The following is a 17,064-nucleotide window of genomic DNA, read 5'->3' as shown; positions in this document are numbered from 1 at the left end:
TATGCTTGCTCACAGGGATTTATGCTCGCTCACGAAGATTTTTGCTCGCTCACAAAGCTAAGGGAGTCCGAATTCTTCACTGCACTAAAAAAACCGCCAGTTCAACCAGCGGCTTTTCCTTTTATACTTTAAATTTATTAATGGCTTCGTTCATTTCTTCTGCTAAGTGAGATAGTGCGTTGGATGAAGAAGAGATTTCCTCCATGCTTGCAAGCTGCTCTTCTGCTGATGCAGAAACTTCTTGTGTAGAAGATGCTGCTGCTTCTGCCATTGATGAAATCACATCGATCGATCCGACCACGTGCTCAGTACTCGCTGTCATCTGTTGAGTGGCAGCTGAAACTTCCCCTACTTGATTAGAGACTTCAGCTACCGTTTGATAAAGACTTTTAAACGCCTCACCTGACTGATATACGAGTTCTCTTCCACCTGTTACTTCATCTGTCCCGCTCTTCATCGCATCAACTGCTTTTTCTGTAAGCTCTTGAATACTTGAGATCAATTGACCAATCTGCTTAGCGGATTCGGATGATTGTTCTGCTAACTTTCGAACTTCATCTGCTACAACTGCAAATCCTCTGCCTTGTTCCCCAGCACGCGCCGCTTCAATGGCAGCGTTTAGAGCTAGCAAGTTCGTTTGCCCGGCGATATCTGTAATCACATCAACGATTTTAGTAATTTCTTGGGACTGATCACCAAGTTCTCTAACCACATGAGACGTGCTGTTCATGGATGTATGAATAGCATCCATCTGACCGATTGTTTGCTGGATCGTCTCGTTTCCGCCTTCTGCTACCTGTAATGAACGCGAGGACGCTTCAGACATGTTCTGCATGCTTACCGCAATCTGCTGAATACCTGCTGACAGCTGGTTCATCGCTTCAACAATATTTTCAACCGTACTAACCTGTTCTTGAGATCCACCAGCTACTTCCCCAATGGTTGTCGCTATTTGTTCAGTTGCCATACTGGTTTGTTCAGCTGAAGCTGTTAGCTCTTCAGAGGCTGCTGCAACTTGTTCGGAAGTTGCTCTCACTTGTCTAATTAAGGTAGCTAGGTTGGTCCCCATATGATTGATGCCGTCTGCAAGCATTCCGATTTCATCTTTATTTTTAACTGTGATTGGATCCATTGTAAGATCACCGTCAGCGATATCATTTAACATATCTGCCATTTTGACTACAGGTTTTGAAATCATACGTGAAATGCTATAGCCGATTGCAAGGGCTGCTATAACGATGACTGTCCCCAGAATGGTAATAAGAGTTACAATAAACGATTCAGCTTCAGCAACCACCATTTTTCTTTCATCCATTAGATTGGCTTGTCTCTTTGCCATTTCTTCCGTTACATATCGCATCTCTCTTGCTAATGGAAATAGAGTACTTTTTGCATATTCATTTGCCGCTTCCATGTTGCTCATTGAGTTTTGCAGGACTCGTTCGGATTCATTTTTATAGTCGTTGTTTAAATAATAAATCTTTTCTAGTCTTTTCTTATCAGCATCTGCTTGTACGAGTTTCATGGTGGCATTCACTAGTGTCTCGATTTGTTCGGTTGCATCTGTCAGCTTCCCTTTACTTTCAGAAGTTTGCTCTAACAAATATTCACGAACACTGTTGTTCTGTATGGTCGCTTGAAGCTCTATTTCTTTAGCGTTTTGAAAGATTACTGATCTTCTGTCTAATAAATCACTGTAAGTATTCTGCATGTCTTTTAGAAAATAGAAGAATATCCCGCAGGTCGCTGCAAATAAAACAGCAATGGTTAAAAAAGATCCAACAAGCTTCTTCCTCAGCGTTAGTTTCATACGTCACCTCTTATAAATTTCTGTTTTTAAAAATAACAGGGCAATTGAGCACAATGATAAGATGCTCATTTTGTTTAGAAACACCCTGTATCAATGAATCTTCTTTTGGGCTAAAGCTTCCTGGTGATTGTATGGAATCTGATCCGATGTCAATAACATCTGTTGCCGCTTCTGTTAACAACCCTAAATAACGATCCTCATTTTGCAAGATAACGATTCTCGTTTGATCTGTCATTTCTGTTTTACGCTTCCCGATCAGATGGCCAAAGTCAAGTATCGGTATGACATTTCCTCTTAGATGAATGACTCCCAACACCTCTGAAGGCATTTCCGGCATTGGTGTAATGTCCAGAACTCGTTCAATAGAAGCGACATGTTCAATCGGCAAGCCGTACTGTTCATCGCCCGCCATAATAATAACAATCTTTAATGTTTGAGTGCTAAGTGACATCTCACTTACTCCTTTTCTAGGTATTTCGACGTTAAACGATAGTCTTAAGTCCCATCCTTTTTATCGGTTATGCATTTCAATTGTTTTAGTTTTTAAAAATGCCTTAAAGGAGATAAAAATAGGTGGAGGGGAGTAAATGAGAGTGAAAAGGGCTCATTTTCTGCTTCTTGTCCGTTTATATTCACATTAATCTGAATAATTTCACGTTATTTTGTTTTATTTCACGTTATCTTAAATAATTTCACATTAATTGAAATAATTTCACGTTAGCCACAATTCAGCGGAAATTCGACAAAACGTGGTCATTTTCTAGCACACAAAAAACGCCTAGGCTCTCGCCCAAGCGTTTCTTATGTTATCTTTTTAATTCTATACGCTGTACGCTATTTGCAGGTATCGTAACCTGCACCTCTACAAACTGTTTTGTTCCATATAATTGTGTTTCAATTACTTTACCAGTCGAAGGTGTATAGCTGCCCTGCTTCATATAAAAAGGAACAGTAACGGTTACTGGTTTATTTAAACGGTTCGTCAGAGTTGATGTTTGCGTAACTTGGGACCCATCATTAGGAAGCTCAAACTTATTTTCAAAGGAAACAACTCCAGCCGACGTATTGCCATTTTCATAAACCGGCATCGATTTGTCTGGACCTTCGTAAACGTAAGAGCTGAACTTATTATTGTCTGGGTTCTTTTCAAACAAACGATAACCCACCCATGGTTTAGCAGACAGTTCGATTGATGCTGTTGTGGAATACAAAATTCCGTCTTGCTCTGTAATATTATCGATGTGCGTATGGCCGTGAAGGGAGATGTCTACTGAATTTTGTTTCATTATATCAATCAATTCATGTGAACCTTCTCCGTGCCATTGCTGATCGTATTTAATACCAAGTTTCTCCCCTTTAATGAGTGTGCTCAAGTCCTGAGGATCATGTTTTGCATCATATTCATTCCAGTATTCCGTAACGTCTGGATCAGTTGACGGCCATATGTCACGGTCACGCCAGATTGGATTGTGGTGAGAGAATAACCCCTTTACTTGTCCGGCTCCAGAGGTCGCTTTATTTTCAGCTAAATCCTTCTTGATCCATTCCATCTGCTGATCGCGAATCTGTCCTCCCCATGTTGGTACTGAAACCGTGCCATGCCCTTGACGGTCAAACTTGTGCCAGTCGAAGGAATTGTACCCAATCATATGAGCGTAAGGACCATAATCAAATGAGAAATACTGCGGACCGAAATATTGTTCCCAATACTTTGCTCCATCCGCTAACGTCGCATCTTGAGCATAATAATCATGGTTGCCTGGAACGATATATACAGGAACATCAAATTTCTTCAGAATGCGGTATGTTTCCTCGTATTCATAAATATATTCTTGCGGATTCATCTGGCCATACATTAAGTCTCCAGTCATAACGACAAAGTCTGGTTTTAACAAGTTGACTTGATTGATTGTTTTTTGAAGATAAAGCCAGCGCTTTGACTCGTCAGGATGCCACATTCCCGCTTCTGTTAGATTAGCAGGATCGGCAATATTTCTTGGAGAGCCTACATGAATGTCCGTTAAGTGCATGAACGTAAAATCTTTTTTAAATTCTTTTACAACTTTAACTGAGTTTGGTTCATCATCCGTTACACGCGTTCCGTTCCCTGTGTATGAAACTTGCAGATCAAACAATTCTTCTGGTACATCAGCAGGAATCTGTACGGTAACTTCATAAACGGAAGAGCTGTCTTTCCAATAGGAAGATCCTTTTTGAACATGTTTTACAGGAAGATCGAATATTCCTTCCACTTTCGCTGCTTCTGTTGGGTTTAAGGATACATCCCATCCTGCAAGCTCTTTACCTTTTGTATCTACCTTTACTGTTAATTCTGAGCCGTTCTTCTTGATAGCTGGTGTTGCCATAAGCGGATAAATGATATTATCAACCTTTGGATCCAGTGCGATGTTAGGTATTGTATCCAAATAGTTTTGCGTGTTTCCTATTCCGCCATCTTGTTTGTCAATACCAGATAAAAAGGCATGAGCTTGTCCTGCAGGTATCGTTAATGCACCTGTAATAACAAGTGCTGTTAGCTTTGTTTTCCAATTCATGTGCTGATCTCCCTTCAAAATAACTTGCATTTTGAAAGTAACAGCATAAAGTAAATTTACTGTAACAGCACTTTAAACCTTTTATGAATTAGTTATTTTACTATATCTCTCTCAACCTCTTTTTTGCTTCCTTTTCTTCAAAAGAACTATAGACACGGTAGTCGTTTCCATCAAGAATTCGGTAATGCTGGCTGATTATATTCTGTTGTAGCCTGTACCCCTTATTCGAATCTATTTCCTTCCACCAGACATGCCCGCCCCACGTCTTTTCTTTTGATCTGGCCACATATTGATGTACGACAACTTCCATAACATCAACAGGATCTCCGCCAAGTGTGCTGTTAAGGATTTCAGAGTTCCGAAACAATGCACACAAAGCAACAATAACCGTCCAGCTCGCTTTAATTCTTTCTTTTTCTATTTGAACGAGGGTCTTTTTCGAAATACCCAATATATCTGCCATCTTGTCCTGTGTATAGCCAAGCTCTGTTCGAACAAGCTTAATCTTGCCCGTTAACAGATCCACAACTTGATCTTGTGTCATGCTAGAAATATCTCCTTTTATCCTTTTAGGAACATTTTACACAAAAAAACTCCTTTCAACAAAAATGAAAGGAGTATTAACTATACGTATAAGGTTCCCAATGACCAAGATCATAAATCCCCGCGTTGATTCGTGTGCTTTCTACTTCCAGCAGCGATAACAATTCATTTGGAAGCACATGGTGATGCTGAGCGAGGTTCATCTCATCGTTTGGAGAAGAAATCAAAACAGTGAACAACTTCTTATTCTCCATGTTCATTCCATGTACATGAATGTAATTCAAATTCTTTACTCGATAAACAAAAAAGATTCGGTATTTATCCATCGTTCCCACACTCCCTTACACACAGTGTGGTCGGATTTTGTGCACTATAAACCTTATTTTGTTGAAACAGGTGCTGTCGGAAGTTCAATTTCCACACGGGTTCCTTCGTTCTCTACCGATGAAAACTGGATTGCTCCACCGTGTTCTTCAATAATTTTAAAACAAACCATTAGCCCTAATCCGGTTCCTTTTTCCTTTGTCGTATAAAATGGTTCTCCAAGTGTTTTCAGACGCTCTGCCGGGATACCGCATCCTTGGTCTTTTAGTTCAAGAACAACAGCATCGTCGCGGGTGCCGATCCTAATGTGGATCTCACCGTCCTTATCCATACTCTCGATGGCATTTTTCAAAAGGTTGATAAACAGCTGTTTAAGCTGATTTTCGACTCCATAAACAAGGGGAATATTTGGGGCAATGTTCACCCAGATCTGGATGTTTCTCATAATGGCTTGAGTTTCTAATAATCTTACTACACTATAGATCAGTTCTTGAATATTCGTATGTTCAAAGCTTACTGCTTGCGGCTTTGCAACGAGCATTAACTCACCGACGATATCATTGATTCTGTTTAACTCTGACTCCATGATTCGCAAATATTCTAAACGGATTACATCATCTGCATCTGTTAATAGTTTTGTGAAACCTTTTAAGGAAGTCAAAGGATTTCGGATCTCATGTGCCACCCCTGCTGCCAGTTCCCCAAGGACAGATAGTTTTTCAGATTTAAGCATCAGTTCTTCAGTCTGCTTCGCTTTTGTTACATCTCGTGCAAACGTTACTAGGCTCTCAACATGCCCTTCTTTCGTCATCACCGGCACACCGCGAGTCTCAAGCAAGATCCAATCTCCATTTTTGTGGAGAAGCCTGAACTCTGTCTCGAACGGCTCTTTCTTCACAAGTGATCTCATAAAATGTTCAGATAGATCCTCCATATCATCCGGATGAACAAGATCGAGGATGGCGCCTTTGATCTCACCCTCTTTGTACCCGAGCACCATAAAATGAGAAGGAGACACATATTGGATTATGCCAGATGGATCAATAACGGTAATTAAGTCTGTAGAATGTTCTGCGATCAGACGATACTTCGCTTCACTTTCCCTAAGCGCACGTTCTACTTTTTTCTGAGACGTGATATCGCGGTAGACAATGACAAATCCCATTATCTTTCCATCCATATCACAGATGTTTGAAAAGGACGCAGACACGTCAAAAACGGTTCCATCCTTATGGATACGCTGTGTTTCATGGAGGGGAACCGATTGCCCTTTCTTTAACAGATCGATAATCTCTTTTGATTCTCCTTGCAGATGTAGGGGAGTGATGACTGGATATTCTTCATTTTCTTCGTCAAAATCTTCTTCAGCCCAGCCGAACATTTGAATAAAAGCATCGTTTACCTTAATGACTTCTTGTCTCGTATTTAATATAAGAATCGCATCAGTCGTCCCTTTTAATACCGATTCTAGAAGATCAAGAGCAACGCTGAGTTCTTCCTCTTTCTGCTTATGAGAAGTAATGTCTCTTCCGGTGATCACTAATACTTGCGGCTTTCCATCCTTTGTAAAAGTTGGCTGCTTAATAAGTTCCAGCATAACGACGCGGCCGCTCTTCATATGGATCTTTTCGGCTGTTTTAATTGGTTTTCCTGATTCCCAAGCCCTTTTATCAGAGAGATTGCACCTTTCAATAGCTTCTTCTGAAAGTCTTGTCTGCATTTCTTCAAGACTTTTTCCTTTATAATCATTTTCATATATACCATAAATGTTCAAAGCAAAACGGTTTGCTTCTGCCCAAGTCCCATCTGGATATCTTAAACAAACAAATTCAGGCAGGACATCAATCATCTCTTTTAAAGTGGCAACTGCAGGAAGTTCGTCCTGGCTTATTACTTTCATTTTAATCCACCCTTTTTACTAAAACTTTCTTAACGTTTATTATTTAAATAAAAGGATCTCTTTTCCTTCAACAATTTTGAACATTCGCACGTCAAATTCATTTATTTTTCGCCTAAATATGACAAAAAGACGCTTCCTTTGAGGAAAGCGTCTTTTGTATTTGTTGGCGATTAAACAGCTTTTACTGCTTCTTTTAGCGATTTTCCTGGCTTGAACGCTGGAACGTTGCTTGCTTGGATCATGATTTCTTCACCAGTTAGAGGATTGCGTCCTTTTCTTGCGTTGCGGTTTCTCGTTTCAAATGTTCCGAAACCGATAAGCTGCACGCTCTCGCCGTTTTTCAAAGCATCTGTAATCGCATCTAGCACAGCATCAACGGCAAGCGCTGATTCTTTTTTGTTCATACTTGTTGCATTTCTAACTGCATCTACTAAATCCATCTTTTTCATTATAAGTTGCTCCCTTCAAACATTGAATGAACTGCTTGTGTAGCAACATTATTAACGGATATTAAAGGTTTCATACAGAAAGATATAAAATTCCGAAAAATATTTATATAGTTTAATAATTAATACTTAAAATCCTTGTATTGTCATGCCGCCATCAACGAATAACGTTTGACCATTTACATAATTTGAGGCTTCGCTTGCAAGAAAAACAGCTGGTCCTACAAGGTCAGGAAGTTCTCCTACTCGTTTTTGCGGAGTTACAGCTAAGATATCATTCAAGTACTCTTCATTGGCAAGCAATTTTTCTGTAAGCGGTGTCTTAAAATACCAAGGACCGATGCTATTTACGTTAATACCATACTCTCCCCATTCAAGTGCTAGGTTTTTAGTCATTTGAATGATCGCAGCTTTCGTAGATGCATAGACGACTCCTGTTCGAAGGGCCACGTGACCCGCAACAGAAGAAATCGTAATGATTTTTCCACCACCAGCTTCCTTCATTCGTTTCCCCGCTTTTTGAGAAAACCAAAATGCTGAACGCAGGTTTGTATTCATGATTGTATTCCACTCTTCATCTGAAACATCCATTGCTTTTGAACGAATGTTCATACCGGCATTGTTTACGAGAATATCCAATCTGATTTTTTTTGAATCTAGTGTTTCAAAAATTTTCTCTATATGATCCTTGTTTGTTACATCCGCTTCAAATATGTACGCTTTTGAACCTTTACTCTCGATGATTTCAGCTGTTTTTTCCAGATCTGATTGTGTTCGTGAAACGATAACTACATCCGCTCCAGCTTCAGCATAACCGATTGCAATCGCATGTCCGATTCCTCTGCCAGCACCCGTTACGAGCGCTGTCTTGCCTTTTAATGAAAATGACGGTAAATACATATTCGCTGCCTCCTTTTTAGTTATAAAGCTCTGGGGAAATGGCAAAGTATCGCTGTTGATCTCCTTTATAATCTCCAGCTCCCATTGCACTCATGCTGTTTATACGAATTTGATAGGAAAATTGAGGAACCATTGCTTCTTCTGAATCTGTGTTTTCATCCGTTGAAGCGGCTTCGGTATGTTTTTGGATACCCGATCTTTCAATAGTCCAAAATGATGCATCTTCAACATCCAAAGAAGCCTCGTCAGAATTTGTGAAGTACACATAATACAGATCACCAGTTGGCAACATTTTCTTTAAACCGTGCAGATCAAGCGCCTGAAAATAGATGGTAGGTGATGAAATATAATTCTGATGATTCATCATCATTTCTTCCTCGTCCTTCTGAATGTGTGTAACCACTTGATATTTATCGTTTAAAAGTGTAATCCACGCACTCATGTTTCGGTCGTCCCTACTGTAATAGATTTCATAGTTGAATTGCTTCATTTTCCCATCTTTTTCAAAGGATAGTTCCATATTATTGATAGCTAGCTCCCCATCTGCATCTAGTGCTGCTTTTACTTTCTCATATTCCTTTAAGAAATTCATTTCATATGCATTATCTGAAGATGGCTTTAACTGTATCATTCCTTCGTAATACGCTTCAACCGAGTGCGAAATAACGATGCTTAAAGCAAATGATAATAACCCGAGTGAAGCAGCCCACTTTTTCGATTGTTTATTCGAAATAATCTTAGGCAGAAAGAAAAGCAAAAATACCGCAATTCCAACGGGTAAGATCCAAGACTCCAATCGTAAAGTAAACGTTCCTAAAAAGTAGTAGCCAACCAGTTTCCAGCCTAAAAAACGTTCTTCCCGATCTCCTTTTTTCTTGTAAACCAGCACTAATAGCAAAATAAAAACGAGAGATATCCCCCAGCTTAGTAAGGATTCTAGTTGCATCAGATTCACATCCCCTATTTTTTGGATATTAAAATAAGTTTATCAAAAAAATGGATGAAGATGCCGAAAAATAATTTGATAGATTCCGCATCACAAAAAAAAAAATATATGATCACATAAAAATTACGACTCATCACATAAAAATTAAAGGTCATCACATAAAATGAATTTCCCTTTCTTACTGGACCACTCAAAAATACAAAAAAGACATGACTCAAAAGCCATGTCTTTACGACTCTACCCATTCTTTTCTAAGCGTGAATAAATCTTTCAATTCATCTGTTGATAGTTCAGTAATCCAGTTTTCGCTCTGAATTACTTTTTCGGATAACTCTTTCTTGCTTTCAAGCATCATATCAATCTTTTCCTCAAGCGTGCCGAGTGTGATCATCTTATGAACCGTAACAAATTTCTTTTGTCCGATCCGGTGAGCCCTGTCAGTTGCTTGATTCTCAACCGCTGGATTCCACCATCTGTCGTAATGAATAACATGGTTCGCTTCAGTAAGGTTAAGTCCCGTTCCTCCAGCTTTTAACGATAAGATAAAAATAGGATGCTCTCCCTTTTGAAAACTTTCGATCATTTCATCTCGTTTTTGCTTCGTAAGACTTCCGTGCAAAAAGAGGACGGTTCGACCAAACTTTTTCTCTGCATAGTTCTTAATTAATTCACCCATAAAAATAAACTGAGTGAAGATCAAACACTTCTCATCCTTCTCGAGGATTGCATCAATTAATTCAATGGTCTTTGCAAACTTAATTGATTGATCTTCTAATTTCGTTAATTTATCGTTCTTCGTATAAAGAGCAGGGTGATCGCAGATTTGCTTAAGTTTGCCAAGCATTGCCAGTAATAGGCCGCGTCTTTGCATTCCTGTAACTTTTTCAAGCTGTTCAAACGTATCTTGAACCAGTCTTTCATATAACGAAGCTTGCTCTTTGGATAACGGACAATATTCTTTAATTTCTTGTTTTTCAGGCAGATTGAGCTGAACGGCTGGATCCATTTTCGTGCGGCGAAGCAAGAAAGGCTGTACAAGCTGCTTAAGCTGCTGCAAGCGTAAATTGTCATTCTCTTTCTCAACAGGTACCACGAATTTCTTTTGAAAGGATGGTTCACTTCCTAAATAGCCCGGATTCAGGAAATCGAAAATAGCCCAAAGCTCCAGCAACCTGTTCTCTACAGGGGTTCCTGTTAACGCAATCTTGTGTCGTCCATTCAGCTTCCGTATGCTTCTTGACTGTTTTGTATAACTGTTCTTTATATTTTGTGCCTCATCAAGCACGATCGTTTCCCAAAACGTTCCGCCCATCTCGTCAAAATCAAGCTGGCATGTCGTATAGGAAGTAATAACGACATCATACTTTTTATACCAGTCTGCGAAATCTTCTCCCTTTTTTCGGTTCGAACCATAGTGAAGACCAACCGTCAGGGTCGGAGAAAAATGCTCCAGCTCTTTTTGCCAGTTTCCGATAACGGATGTAGGACAAACAAGTAAAAATGTCCCTTTCTGCTTCTCCTTTTCCTTCACTTTTAAAAAGTAATCAATCGTTTGTACCGTTTTTCCAAGTCCCATGTCATCTGCCAGACATCCACCGAGTCCAAACTCTCTAAGGAAGTACATCCAGGAGCTTCCTGTTAGTTGATATTCTCGTAAAGTTCCTTGTAAATTCTTGGCTTTCGGTTCAACAGGAAGTGACTTAATCTCAGAAAGCTGATCCATCCATAGATTTAAGGGTTCATCCCATTCCATGTCGAGCATTGGACCTTCTCCATCAATGCCTTCAAGGCCATCTTCAGCTGGATTGGTTTCCATGTTTAGAAGATGCTGCTCTAACACGTCTTTTAATTGAATTCCAGTACGGTCGACATTCTTGATCAAGTGGCGAACTTGCTTCATCCATTCAGGGTCCACTCTGTACCATTGACCGTTTCTGCGTACTAGCCTTCTGCTGCCGTCAACAAGCTTACGAAACTCTTCCTCTGAAAGGTCTTCATCACCAGTAGACATTCTCCAATCAAATTGCATGATGGCATTTAATCCAAGAAATGAAGGGGCTCCACCAGCGACTTGCGATTTTGTCTTGATCTTCACTTTAACCTTAGGCTGCAGTTCCTGTACGGTTTGCCACCATTCTGGCAGCACAACAGTCATTCCAATTTGCTTAAGCATATGACTTTTAAGAGTTAAGAAATCCCAGGCTTCTTTTTCAGTAATTTCGCTGCGAAACTCTTTACGACTCGTAAGCTTCATCCAAGAAATGAGTTTTGACACAAGTTCAATATCCGATTCGAGCATTTCTTTAAAAGGCTTCCATTCGTCAGGTAAGAGTGTACTTTTACCATGATAAGGCACACGAATCCCTTCCTCTACTTCCTGAAGAAAGACGTTCAAGTGCCATAAATCATTACTGACCTCTGCATCCTCATTTGGTTCTGACAGTTCAAAAACAAGCTCAAATGGCTTAGGATCTGCTCTCCAGCCAATCTTCACGAGCCATTCATCCTCATTCAAATGACTCAAGGCCGATATGACTTGGCGAGGGATTCCTCTCATTCGGTCTCTGTTAAAGCGTGAAGGCATAGGGATGGAATCGTCATCAGGCACCGTAGAGAGAGCTTCGTTTATCCACTGAGATTCAATAGGTTCACCCTTTTTTCTCCACGCCCAATTCCCTTTCTTCCATGCTTCAAAATCAGGGGTTACCTTTTCTTTCTTCAGCAGATTATAAATGTCATTTGCCTCTTTTACATAAGCTCTCGAATCATCTTCCCAGTTGTTTTCGGAAAGAAAGAAATCCGGATACTTATTAAATAGGATAAACGCTTCTCCAGCACTTAAATAAACGTTCTGATCATCGTCAATATCGAGCATCGTTCCGTAAAATGAAGGTTGATGCCAGGTGAATAAAAGAGGTTTCCAGTCGTTTACATGCACTCTTTTCAATTGGTTAGTGGCCCACAAAACCATATTTCCCTGAAGCCATTTCGCGTGAAGCAAAAGATTGCTTGTATCGATCATGAAATAAACTTTCCTTTCCTAAGCTCTTCTTGAAAGGCTCTTAGCCGGCCGTAAACAGTAGCAATTTTATCTATATACTGCGAAAAGCGTTCTTCTTCCCCAAGATCAAAATAAAGAGAACGAAGGGTTTTTAAATGTTTAATGGCTGATTGATAGGACTTTCTTGTTCGTTCGTTAATCAATCTGTCAATCGCTTGGTGGTAGATTGGCAATACGTTCTCTTTTTGAAAGGACACGACCTCTTTCAAGTCTTTTCTTTGGATTAATTCTGGAGAGTAACCCATGATTACCTGTAATTCTACCCACCGTTCATGCTCACCGATTACCATCAAATACTCACCATATTCATAAAAAGTGATCGGCAAGAATTCAATCAGCATCTCTTCATACTGATCCTCATCTCCTGTATGCTGAGCATACTTCCAAAAATAGCTTAAATATTCATGGAAAAATTCACGTGAGTCAGAATGGTAATAATACGTGCCCACCCGTTCTAAAAAATGCGGCTTTAAGTCAAGAAGCCATAATAAAAGACGATCCCACTCTTGCTTGTCTAATAAAAGCTTCATCCAAACGAGATAATGAACCATCTCGACTTTCTTTTCACTTTGGCTCAGCCGCTCAAAAGCGAGGGTGTCATCTCCGCTTGCAAAAGCAAAATGAACAAGTGCCAGCTCCAGCATCTGTGACGTTTTCCCGCCTTCTTTTTCCTCCATTAACTGCTTTTCATACTTTGTCACCCAAGCTTGATCCCTATAAAGCAGCGACCAGCTGATCTGAAAAAGATAAAATAGCAAATGTCCCCACTTAGGCGGTATCTCATATAGGCTTTGGAAATTTCGCAGACTCTCCTCTACAAGCTTTTTATTTTCTTGTAGCAGCTTTTCACTGTTAATCTGTTTTAACGTCACATACATCTGATCAGAAAGCTTCTCAACTGTTGCATCAAAGTTTGCCTGCATATAAGTAGCCACACCATATTGTGCTTCAAATGAAAACAACCGGATCAGCGTCTCGATCTGTACATGATATTTATATAAAGAAGCAACATCTTCATCAAAAAACTGACCTGCATTCAATAAAGCAGGATAATAATCACGGTAAATATGCACAAATGTATAGCTCGTATCTTTTCCGTCTACAAGATCGCGAAAGGAGACGGTTTGCATTTTACGTCTTTCGAATGTTTCGAACCGCTCTGAAAAATACTCTCGCCACAGCTGAACAGAATGTGTGTTTTGAACTTTTTGTTCAGGTGTATCATAATGCCGTTCATTTTGCCCACTTTTATGTTCCTCAGTAGGTTTCATTCCGTCTCCCCCCTTCCTTTTTATTACCAATTATAGCGAATTCATTAGACAAACATTCATGTATATCATATCTATTTTAAAGGAAACGGCGTAAATTGACCAAAGAAAACACATTCGATCATTTAAATCGTTGTATTTCTTCCGATAATAGATAAACAAGTTCAATGATTTGCACACATGAATTGATTCTTATTAAAAACGGTTTATTAACAATAGTTGCTTTGTATGTGTTTCATTTCCCTCTATGTCAGGTTGACCACCTGTAACGGAAATCAAAATTCCACAAGCAACTTTTCAGTTTTCAACAAAGGCCTATAACAGATCCTTCTATAAAAGGGAGTTTTACCTATGAAAGAACACACTGTCCTAGAACGCATCATCTTATTGAGAGAAGAATTATATCGTATGTCTTCTCAGCTCAACTATGAACTCACACATCCTAGACTTGTAAATGTCAGTCAGCAGCTTGATCAGCTATTGAACCAATATGCGAGAATAAAACAAAAGGCATAAAAAAATGGCCGATCGATCACCGGCCATTCTATTCTTGCTCACTATAATGTGTTCTTTGCTGTTCAATCTTATCGAGTATGCGCTCCACTTCCTCTTCAGCTTGCTGACTGGAAATCATATCTTTCCGAAGTAGATTTTCAACTGCCTCATGCTCTGCGTACAAAGTTTCAATCGTTGCCTTATATTCCTGTGATTTTCTCCACTCTGGATGCTGCTCATACATCTCATCTAATCTCTTTTTTGACTCCTCACTTTTATGAACGTACAATGCTTTCCACTTTTCAAATACAATCGATGAAATGATCGCTTCCTTTTTCAGCTGGTATAGTCTCTGTATAGCATAATCATATCGATTCACAGCTGTAATCACTTCTTCATATTCGGTTTTCTCCTTGTTCGAGCCTTTAATCTTTAATCGGCTGATAAGGGCAGATATTGTCATGCCTTGTGCAAGCAATGAAAAGAACACCACGCTAAACGCCAAAATAATAATATCCTCTCTGCCAGGAAAATCATTAGGTAGACTTAAGGCAAGCGCAATAGATAAAGAGCCTTTAAGGCCTCCCCAATTTAGTACATGCTTCCACTTTGTTGGAATACCCTTTATAGTAAACAGCGTTCCGTAAACCGCGATCGTTCTCGCGATTAGTACAATGAGAATGCTGCTAATAATTAATCCCCATTTATCATTAATATTGATATAAGCAATCTCTAATCCTACAAGTAAAAACACGAGAGAATTGGCAAACAAAGCCAACACATCCCAGAACGAATGGATGTTTATTTTAGTGGTGGGACTCATTCCTATCTTCGCTCCATAGTTTCCAAAAGTTAATCCAGCTACAACTACTGCTATAACTCCTGAAACGTGTATGCTTTCCGCTATTAAGAAGCTTCCATAAAATAAAAGAATAGAAAATAAGATCTCTAGTGGGTAATCATCATACCAACTCGTAAACTTTGAAAAAATATAACCTAATCCTCCACCAACAAGTACACCGCCAATGGATACCTTTAACAGCATCAACAGTGCTGATACAAACCCACCTGCGCCCATTTCGATATAGGAAGGAAGATAGATCGAAGCAATCATGAAAAGAACGACAGCTAATCCGTCATTAAATAAACTCTCACCTTCAATAATTGTGGAGAGTTTTCTGTTCACTCCGAGTGATTTAAAGATACTTAACACTGAAACAGGATCAGTTGCACTCATTAGTGCTGCGAATACAAATGCGGTTTGAAGCCCAAGACCCAGTACATAATAGGAACCAGCTCCTACAATTATGAAAGTAAGAAACGTTCCGCCGAGCGCAAGTGCTATGATAGGCTTTGCATGATCACGCAAATGACTGAAAGGAAGCTTTATACTTGCCTCACCTAGCAAGGTAGGCAGCAATAAAGAGATAATAATGAATTGAAAGGTATATCCTTCTTGAATAATGCCTTTTAAAGGTTCCAACTCTGGGACTGGTACAAGACCAATTATTCCGCCGACAATAACTAAAGCTATGGGGTATGGCTTTTTTATTTTCTTTGCTAGAGCCGTTACACCAACAGCAACAGCTAATAATACCAATGCAATATTTAGTGAGTGATGCATAACAATCTCCTCTCTATCTCTTACATTACTTTATATTCCCCATATCCTATATCATTCAGACAGAATTTGGAGAATTAAGCATTCGACATACCCTCCCTGTTTTTTGTAGCATTTTGTAACATTATCACTTCTTTCGACGAAACCCTTTTTCTTTTCGTAAATCTATTGCATATTAATTTAAGACAAAATCTCTCATGAAAGTTGTGAATAGAACATGTTATTGCAATTAATTGAGGAAAAACGTGAAGTACTGCTCTGCCTTGGGAAAACTTATGGACTATCAGCACAAGAAACCGTAACTTGCAGTCAGGAGTTAGATCAATTATTAAACCGTCTTGATGGTTTTATGAAAGAGCCTAATAACGAGACGTAACTTCTTGTCTATTTCCCAGGAAATTTGTCGAGCAGATACAGCACGAAAGAAATTCAAAATAAAAAATTATTCAACTGTCTATTTTTACCTATTATTATATTAATATATCTTTGTAATCTACTTGTTATCTTCTCCTAATCCGTTTGTTACATTTCATTAGTATAATTGGCAACCGAGGCGTATTTAACCAATTATACATATTAGGAGGAGTTATCATGATAAAAAAATGGGTAATTACAGGGGCTCTAGCATTCGGATTGCTCGTTTCTGCTCCAGTCAGCGGATTTGCGGCAATGGGTGATCACACACTCCGACCAGGTGTTTGGGACAATGACGTATATGAACTTCAAGGTAAACTAAAAGCGATGGGATATTACGATTTTGCTGTTACAACAGGCTATTACGGTCCTGTAACTAAACAAGCCGTTACAAGCTATCAAAAAGCAAAAGGGTTATCAGTAGATGGAATTGCTGGACCACAAACTTTTAACAGCATTCAAAATAACATACAAAAGAAAACCATGACGGTTGCTTCAACAGCTTACACAGCAAGTTGTGATGGCTGCAGCGGTACGACTTATGGAGGGACAAACTTAAAAGAGATTCCTTATGCAAAAGTTGTAGCGGTGGATCCAAGTGTTATACCACTCGGTTCTGTTGTATACGTACCTGGTTATGGCTATGCTGTTGCAGATGATACTGGCGGTGGAATTAAAGGAAATGAGATTGATATATTCATGAAGAACTATTCAGATGCAGTCAACTGGGGCAGAAAAAACGTCAATATCACAATCATAAACTAACACGAGATGGGGGCAA

At 39.4% G+C, this 17,064-nt stretch carries 14 protein-coding genes and 2 pseudogenes; 4 read left to right on the top strand and 12 right to left on the bottom strand.

Translation table 11 applies throughout. The annotated features are described in order from the left end of the window. Positions 1-121: 121 nt before the first annotated feature. The 11 genes from AWM68_RS00520 to AWM68_RS00470 all read right to left on the bottom strand — a co-directional run bounded on the left by AWM68_RS00520 (position 122) and on the right by AWM68_RS00470 (position 13,756). Positions 122-1,810: a methyl-accepting chemotaxis protein gene (locus tag AWM68_RS00520; protein ID WP_066236060.1), complete on the bottom strand. Its 1,689-nt coding sequence runs from the start codon at positions 1,808-1,810 to the stop codon at positions 122-124. A 10-nt stretch (positions 1,811-1,820) separates the two neighbouring features. Next, on the bottom strand, positions 1,821-2,261 hold the full coding sequence (locus AWM68_RS00515; protein ID WP_066236057.1) for a chemotaxis protein CheW: 441 nt from the start codon (positions 2,259-2,261) through the stop codon (positions 1,821-1,823). Between the two features lie 355 nt (positions 2,262-2,616). Further along, entirely contained in the window at positions 2,617-4,365 is a 1,749-nt protein-coding gene (locus tag AWM68_RS00510; protein WP_066236056.1) for a metallophosphoesterase family protein, read from the bottom strand. A gap of 100 nt (positions 4,366-4,465) precedes the next feature. Beyond that, positions 4,466-4,909, bottom strand: coding sequence for a helix-turn-helix transcriptional regulator (locus AWM68_RS00505; protein WP_066236054.1), 444 nt, complete (start codon positions 4,907-4,909; stop codon positions 4,466-4,468). 76 nt (positions 4,910-4,985) lie between these two features. Further along, positions 4,986-5,234, bottom strand: coding sequence for a hypothetical protein (locus tag AWM68_RS00500; protein WP_066236052.1), 249 nt, complete (start codon positions 5,232-5,234; stop codon positions 4,986-4,988). A 53-nt stretch (positions 5,235-5,287) separates the two neighbouring features. Then, the gene (locus AWM68_RS00495) at positions 5,288-7,132 is read right to left on the bottom strand and encodes a PAS domain-containing sensor histidine kinase (RefSeq protein ID WP_066236050.1); all 1,845 of its coding nucleotides are present in this window, start codon (positions 7,130-7,132) and stop codon (positions 5,288-5,290) included. A 170-nt stretch (positions 7,133-7,302) separates the two neighbouring features. Then, on the bottom strand, positions 7,303-7,581 hold the full coding sequence (locus AWM68_RS00490; protein ID WP_066236049.1) for an HU family DNA-binding protein: 279 nt from the start codon (positions 7,579-7,581) through the stop codon (positions 7,303-7,305). A 126-nt stretch (positions 7,582-7,707) separates the two neighbouring features. Then, entirely contained in the window at positions 7,708-8,478 is a 771-nt protein-coding gene (locus AWM68_RS00485) for an SDR family NAD(P)-dependent oxidoreductase (RefSeq protein ID WP_066236047.1), read from the bottom strand. A 16-nt stretch (positions 8,479-8,494) separates the two neighbouring features. After that, on the bottom strand, positions 8,495-9,424 hold the full coding sequence (locus AWM68_RS00480) for a hypothetical protein (protein ID WP_066236045.1): 930 nt from the start codon (positions 9,422-9,424) through the stop codon (positions 8,495-8,497). 229 nt (positions 9,425-9,653) lie between these two features. Beyond that, positions 9,654-12,446 carry a DEAD/DEAH box helicase gene (locus AWM68_RS00475; protein ID WP_066236042.1) on the bottom strand — a complete coding sequence of 931 codons (2,793 nt, stop codon included), beginning with the start codon at positions 12,444-12,446 and terminating at the stop codon, positions 9,654-9,656. Then, the gene (locus tag AWM68_RS00470; RefSeq protein WP_066236040.1) at positions 12,443-13,756 is read right to left on the bottom strand and encodes a hypothetical protein; all 1,314 of its coding nucleotides are present in this window, start codon (positions 13,754-13,756) and stop codon (positions 12,443-12,445) included. Before AWM68_RS00470 ends, AWM68_RS00475 begins: the two co-directional genes overlap by 4 nt. A 348-nt stretch (positions 13,757-14,104) precedes the next feature. On the opposite strand from AWM68_RS00470, the gene AWM68_RS20925 reads away from it, so the two are divergent. Then, positions 14,105-14,269: an aspartyl-phosphate phosphatase Spo0E family protein gene (locus AWM68_RS20925; RefSeq protein ID WP_082820509.1), complete on the top strand. Its 165-nt coding sequence runs from the start codon at positions 14,105-14,107 to the stop codon at positions 14,267-14,269. Positions 14,270-14,297: 28 nt separating this feature from the next. Here the strand turns inward: AWM68_RS20925 and AWM68_RS00465 are convergent, their stop codons facing one another. Continuing rightward, positions 14,298-15,872: a cation:proton antiporter gene (locus AWM68_RS00465; RefSeq protein ID WP_066236038.1), complete on the bottom strand. Its 1,575-nt coding sequence runs from the start codon at positions 15,870-15,872 to the stop codon at positions 14,298-14,300. A gap of 214 nt (positions 15,873-16,086) precedes the next feature. Here AWM68_RS00465 and AWM68_RS20920 point away from each other — a divergent pair, with 214 nt between their 5' ends. The 3 genes and pseudogenes from AWM68_RS20920 to AWM68_RS21800 all read left to right on the top strand — a co-directional run. Further along, complete coding sequence (locus tag AWM68_RS20920) at positions 16,087-16,245, top strand: aspartyl-phosphate phosphatase Spo0E family protein (RefSeq protein WP_082820508.1); 159 nt, start codon at positions 16,087-16,089, stop codon at positions 16,243-16,245. A gap of 215 nt (positions 16,246-16,460) precedes the next feature. Beyond that, positions 16,461-16,727, top strand: a pseudogene (locus AWM68_RS21945) (peptidoglycan-binding domain-containing protein); the annotation flags it as partial. 33 nt (positions 16,728-16,760) lie between these two features. Continuing rightward, a pseudogene (locus AWM68_RS21800) lies at positions 16,761-17,048 on the top strand (3D domain-containing protein); the annotation flags it as partial. Positions 17,049-17,064 lie beyond the last annotated feature (16 nt).

This window comes from Fictibacillus phosphorivorans (assembly GCF_001619875.1).
Classification (GTDB): Bacteria; Bacillota; Bacilli; order Bacillales; family Fictibacillaceae; genus Fictibacillus; species Fictibacillus phosphorivorans_B.
This window is presented reverse-complemented; position numbering and strand designations above follow the sequence as displayed.

Excerpts from the sequence above, each read along its gene's own strand:
- AWM68_RS00520 (WP_066236060.1), bottom strand. The coding sequence starts at position 1,810 with ATGAAACTAACGCTGAGGAAGAAGCTTGTTGGATCTTTTTTAACCATT.
- AWM68_RS20925 (WP_082820509.1), top strand. The coding sequence starts at position 14,105 with ATGAAAGAACACACTGTCCTAGAACGCATCATCTTATTGAGAGAAGAA.
- AWM68_RS00505 (WP_066236054.1), bottom strand. The coding sequence starts at position 4,909 with ATGACACAAGATCAAGTTGTGGATCTGTTAACGGGCAAGATTAAGCTT.
- AWM68_RS00465 (WP_066236038.1), bottom strand. The coding sequence starts at position 15,872 with ATGCATCACTCACTAAATATTGCATTGGTATTATTAGCTGTTGCTGTT.
- AWM68_RS20920 (WP_082820508.1), top strand. The coding sequence starts at position 16,087 with ATGTTATTGCAATTAATTGAGGAAAAACGTGAAGTACTGCTCTGCCTT.
- AWM68_RS00490 (WP_066236049.1), bottom strand. The coding sequence starts at position 7,581 with ATGAAAAAGATGGATTTAGTAGATGCAGTTAGAAATGCAACAAGTATG.
- AWM68_RS00475 (WP_066236042.1), bottom strand. The coding sequence starts at position 12,446 with ATGATCGATACAAGCAATCTTTTGCTTCACGCGAAATGGCTTCAGGGA.
- AWM68_RS00480 (WP_066236045.1), bottom strand. The coding sequence starts at position 9,424 with ATGCAACTAGAATCCTTACTAAGCTGGGGGATATCTCTCGTTTTTATT.
- AWM68_RS00485 (WP_066236047.1), bottom strand. The coding sequence starts at position 8,478 with ATGTATTTACCGTCATTTTCATTAAAAGGCAAGACAGCGCTCGTAACG.
- AWM68_RS00495 (WP_066236050.1), bottom strand. The coding sequence starts at position 7,132 with ATGAAAGTAATAAGCCAGGACGAACTTCCTGCAGTTGCCACTTTAAAA.
- AWM68_RS00470 (WP_066236040.1), bottom strand. The coding sequence starts at position 13,756 with ATGAAACCTACTGAGGAACATAAAAGTGGGCAAAATGAACGGCATTAT.
- AWM68_RS00510 (WP_066236056.1), bottom strand. The coding sequence starts at position 4,365 with ATGAATTGGAAAACAAAGCTAACAGCACTTGTTATTACAGGTGCATTA.
- AWM68_RS00500 (WP_066236052.1), bottom strand. The coding sequence starts at position 5,234 with ATGGATAAATACCGAATCTTTTTTGTTTATCGAGTAAAGAATTTGAAT.
- AWM68_RS00515 (WP_066236057.1), bottom strand. The coding sequence starts at position 2,261 with ATGTCACTTAGCACTCAAACATTAAAGATTGTTATTATTATGGCGGGC.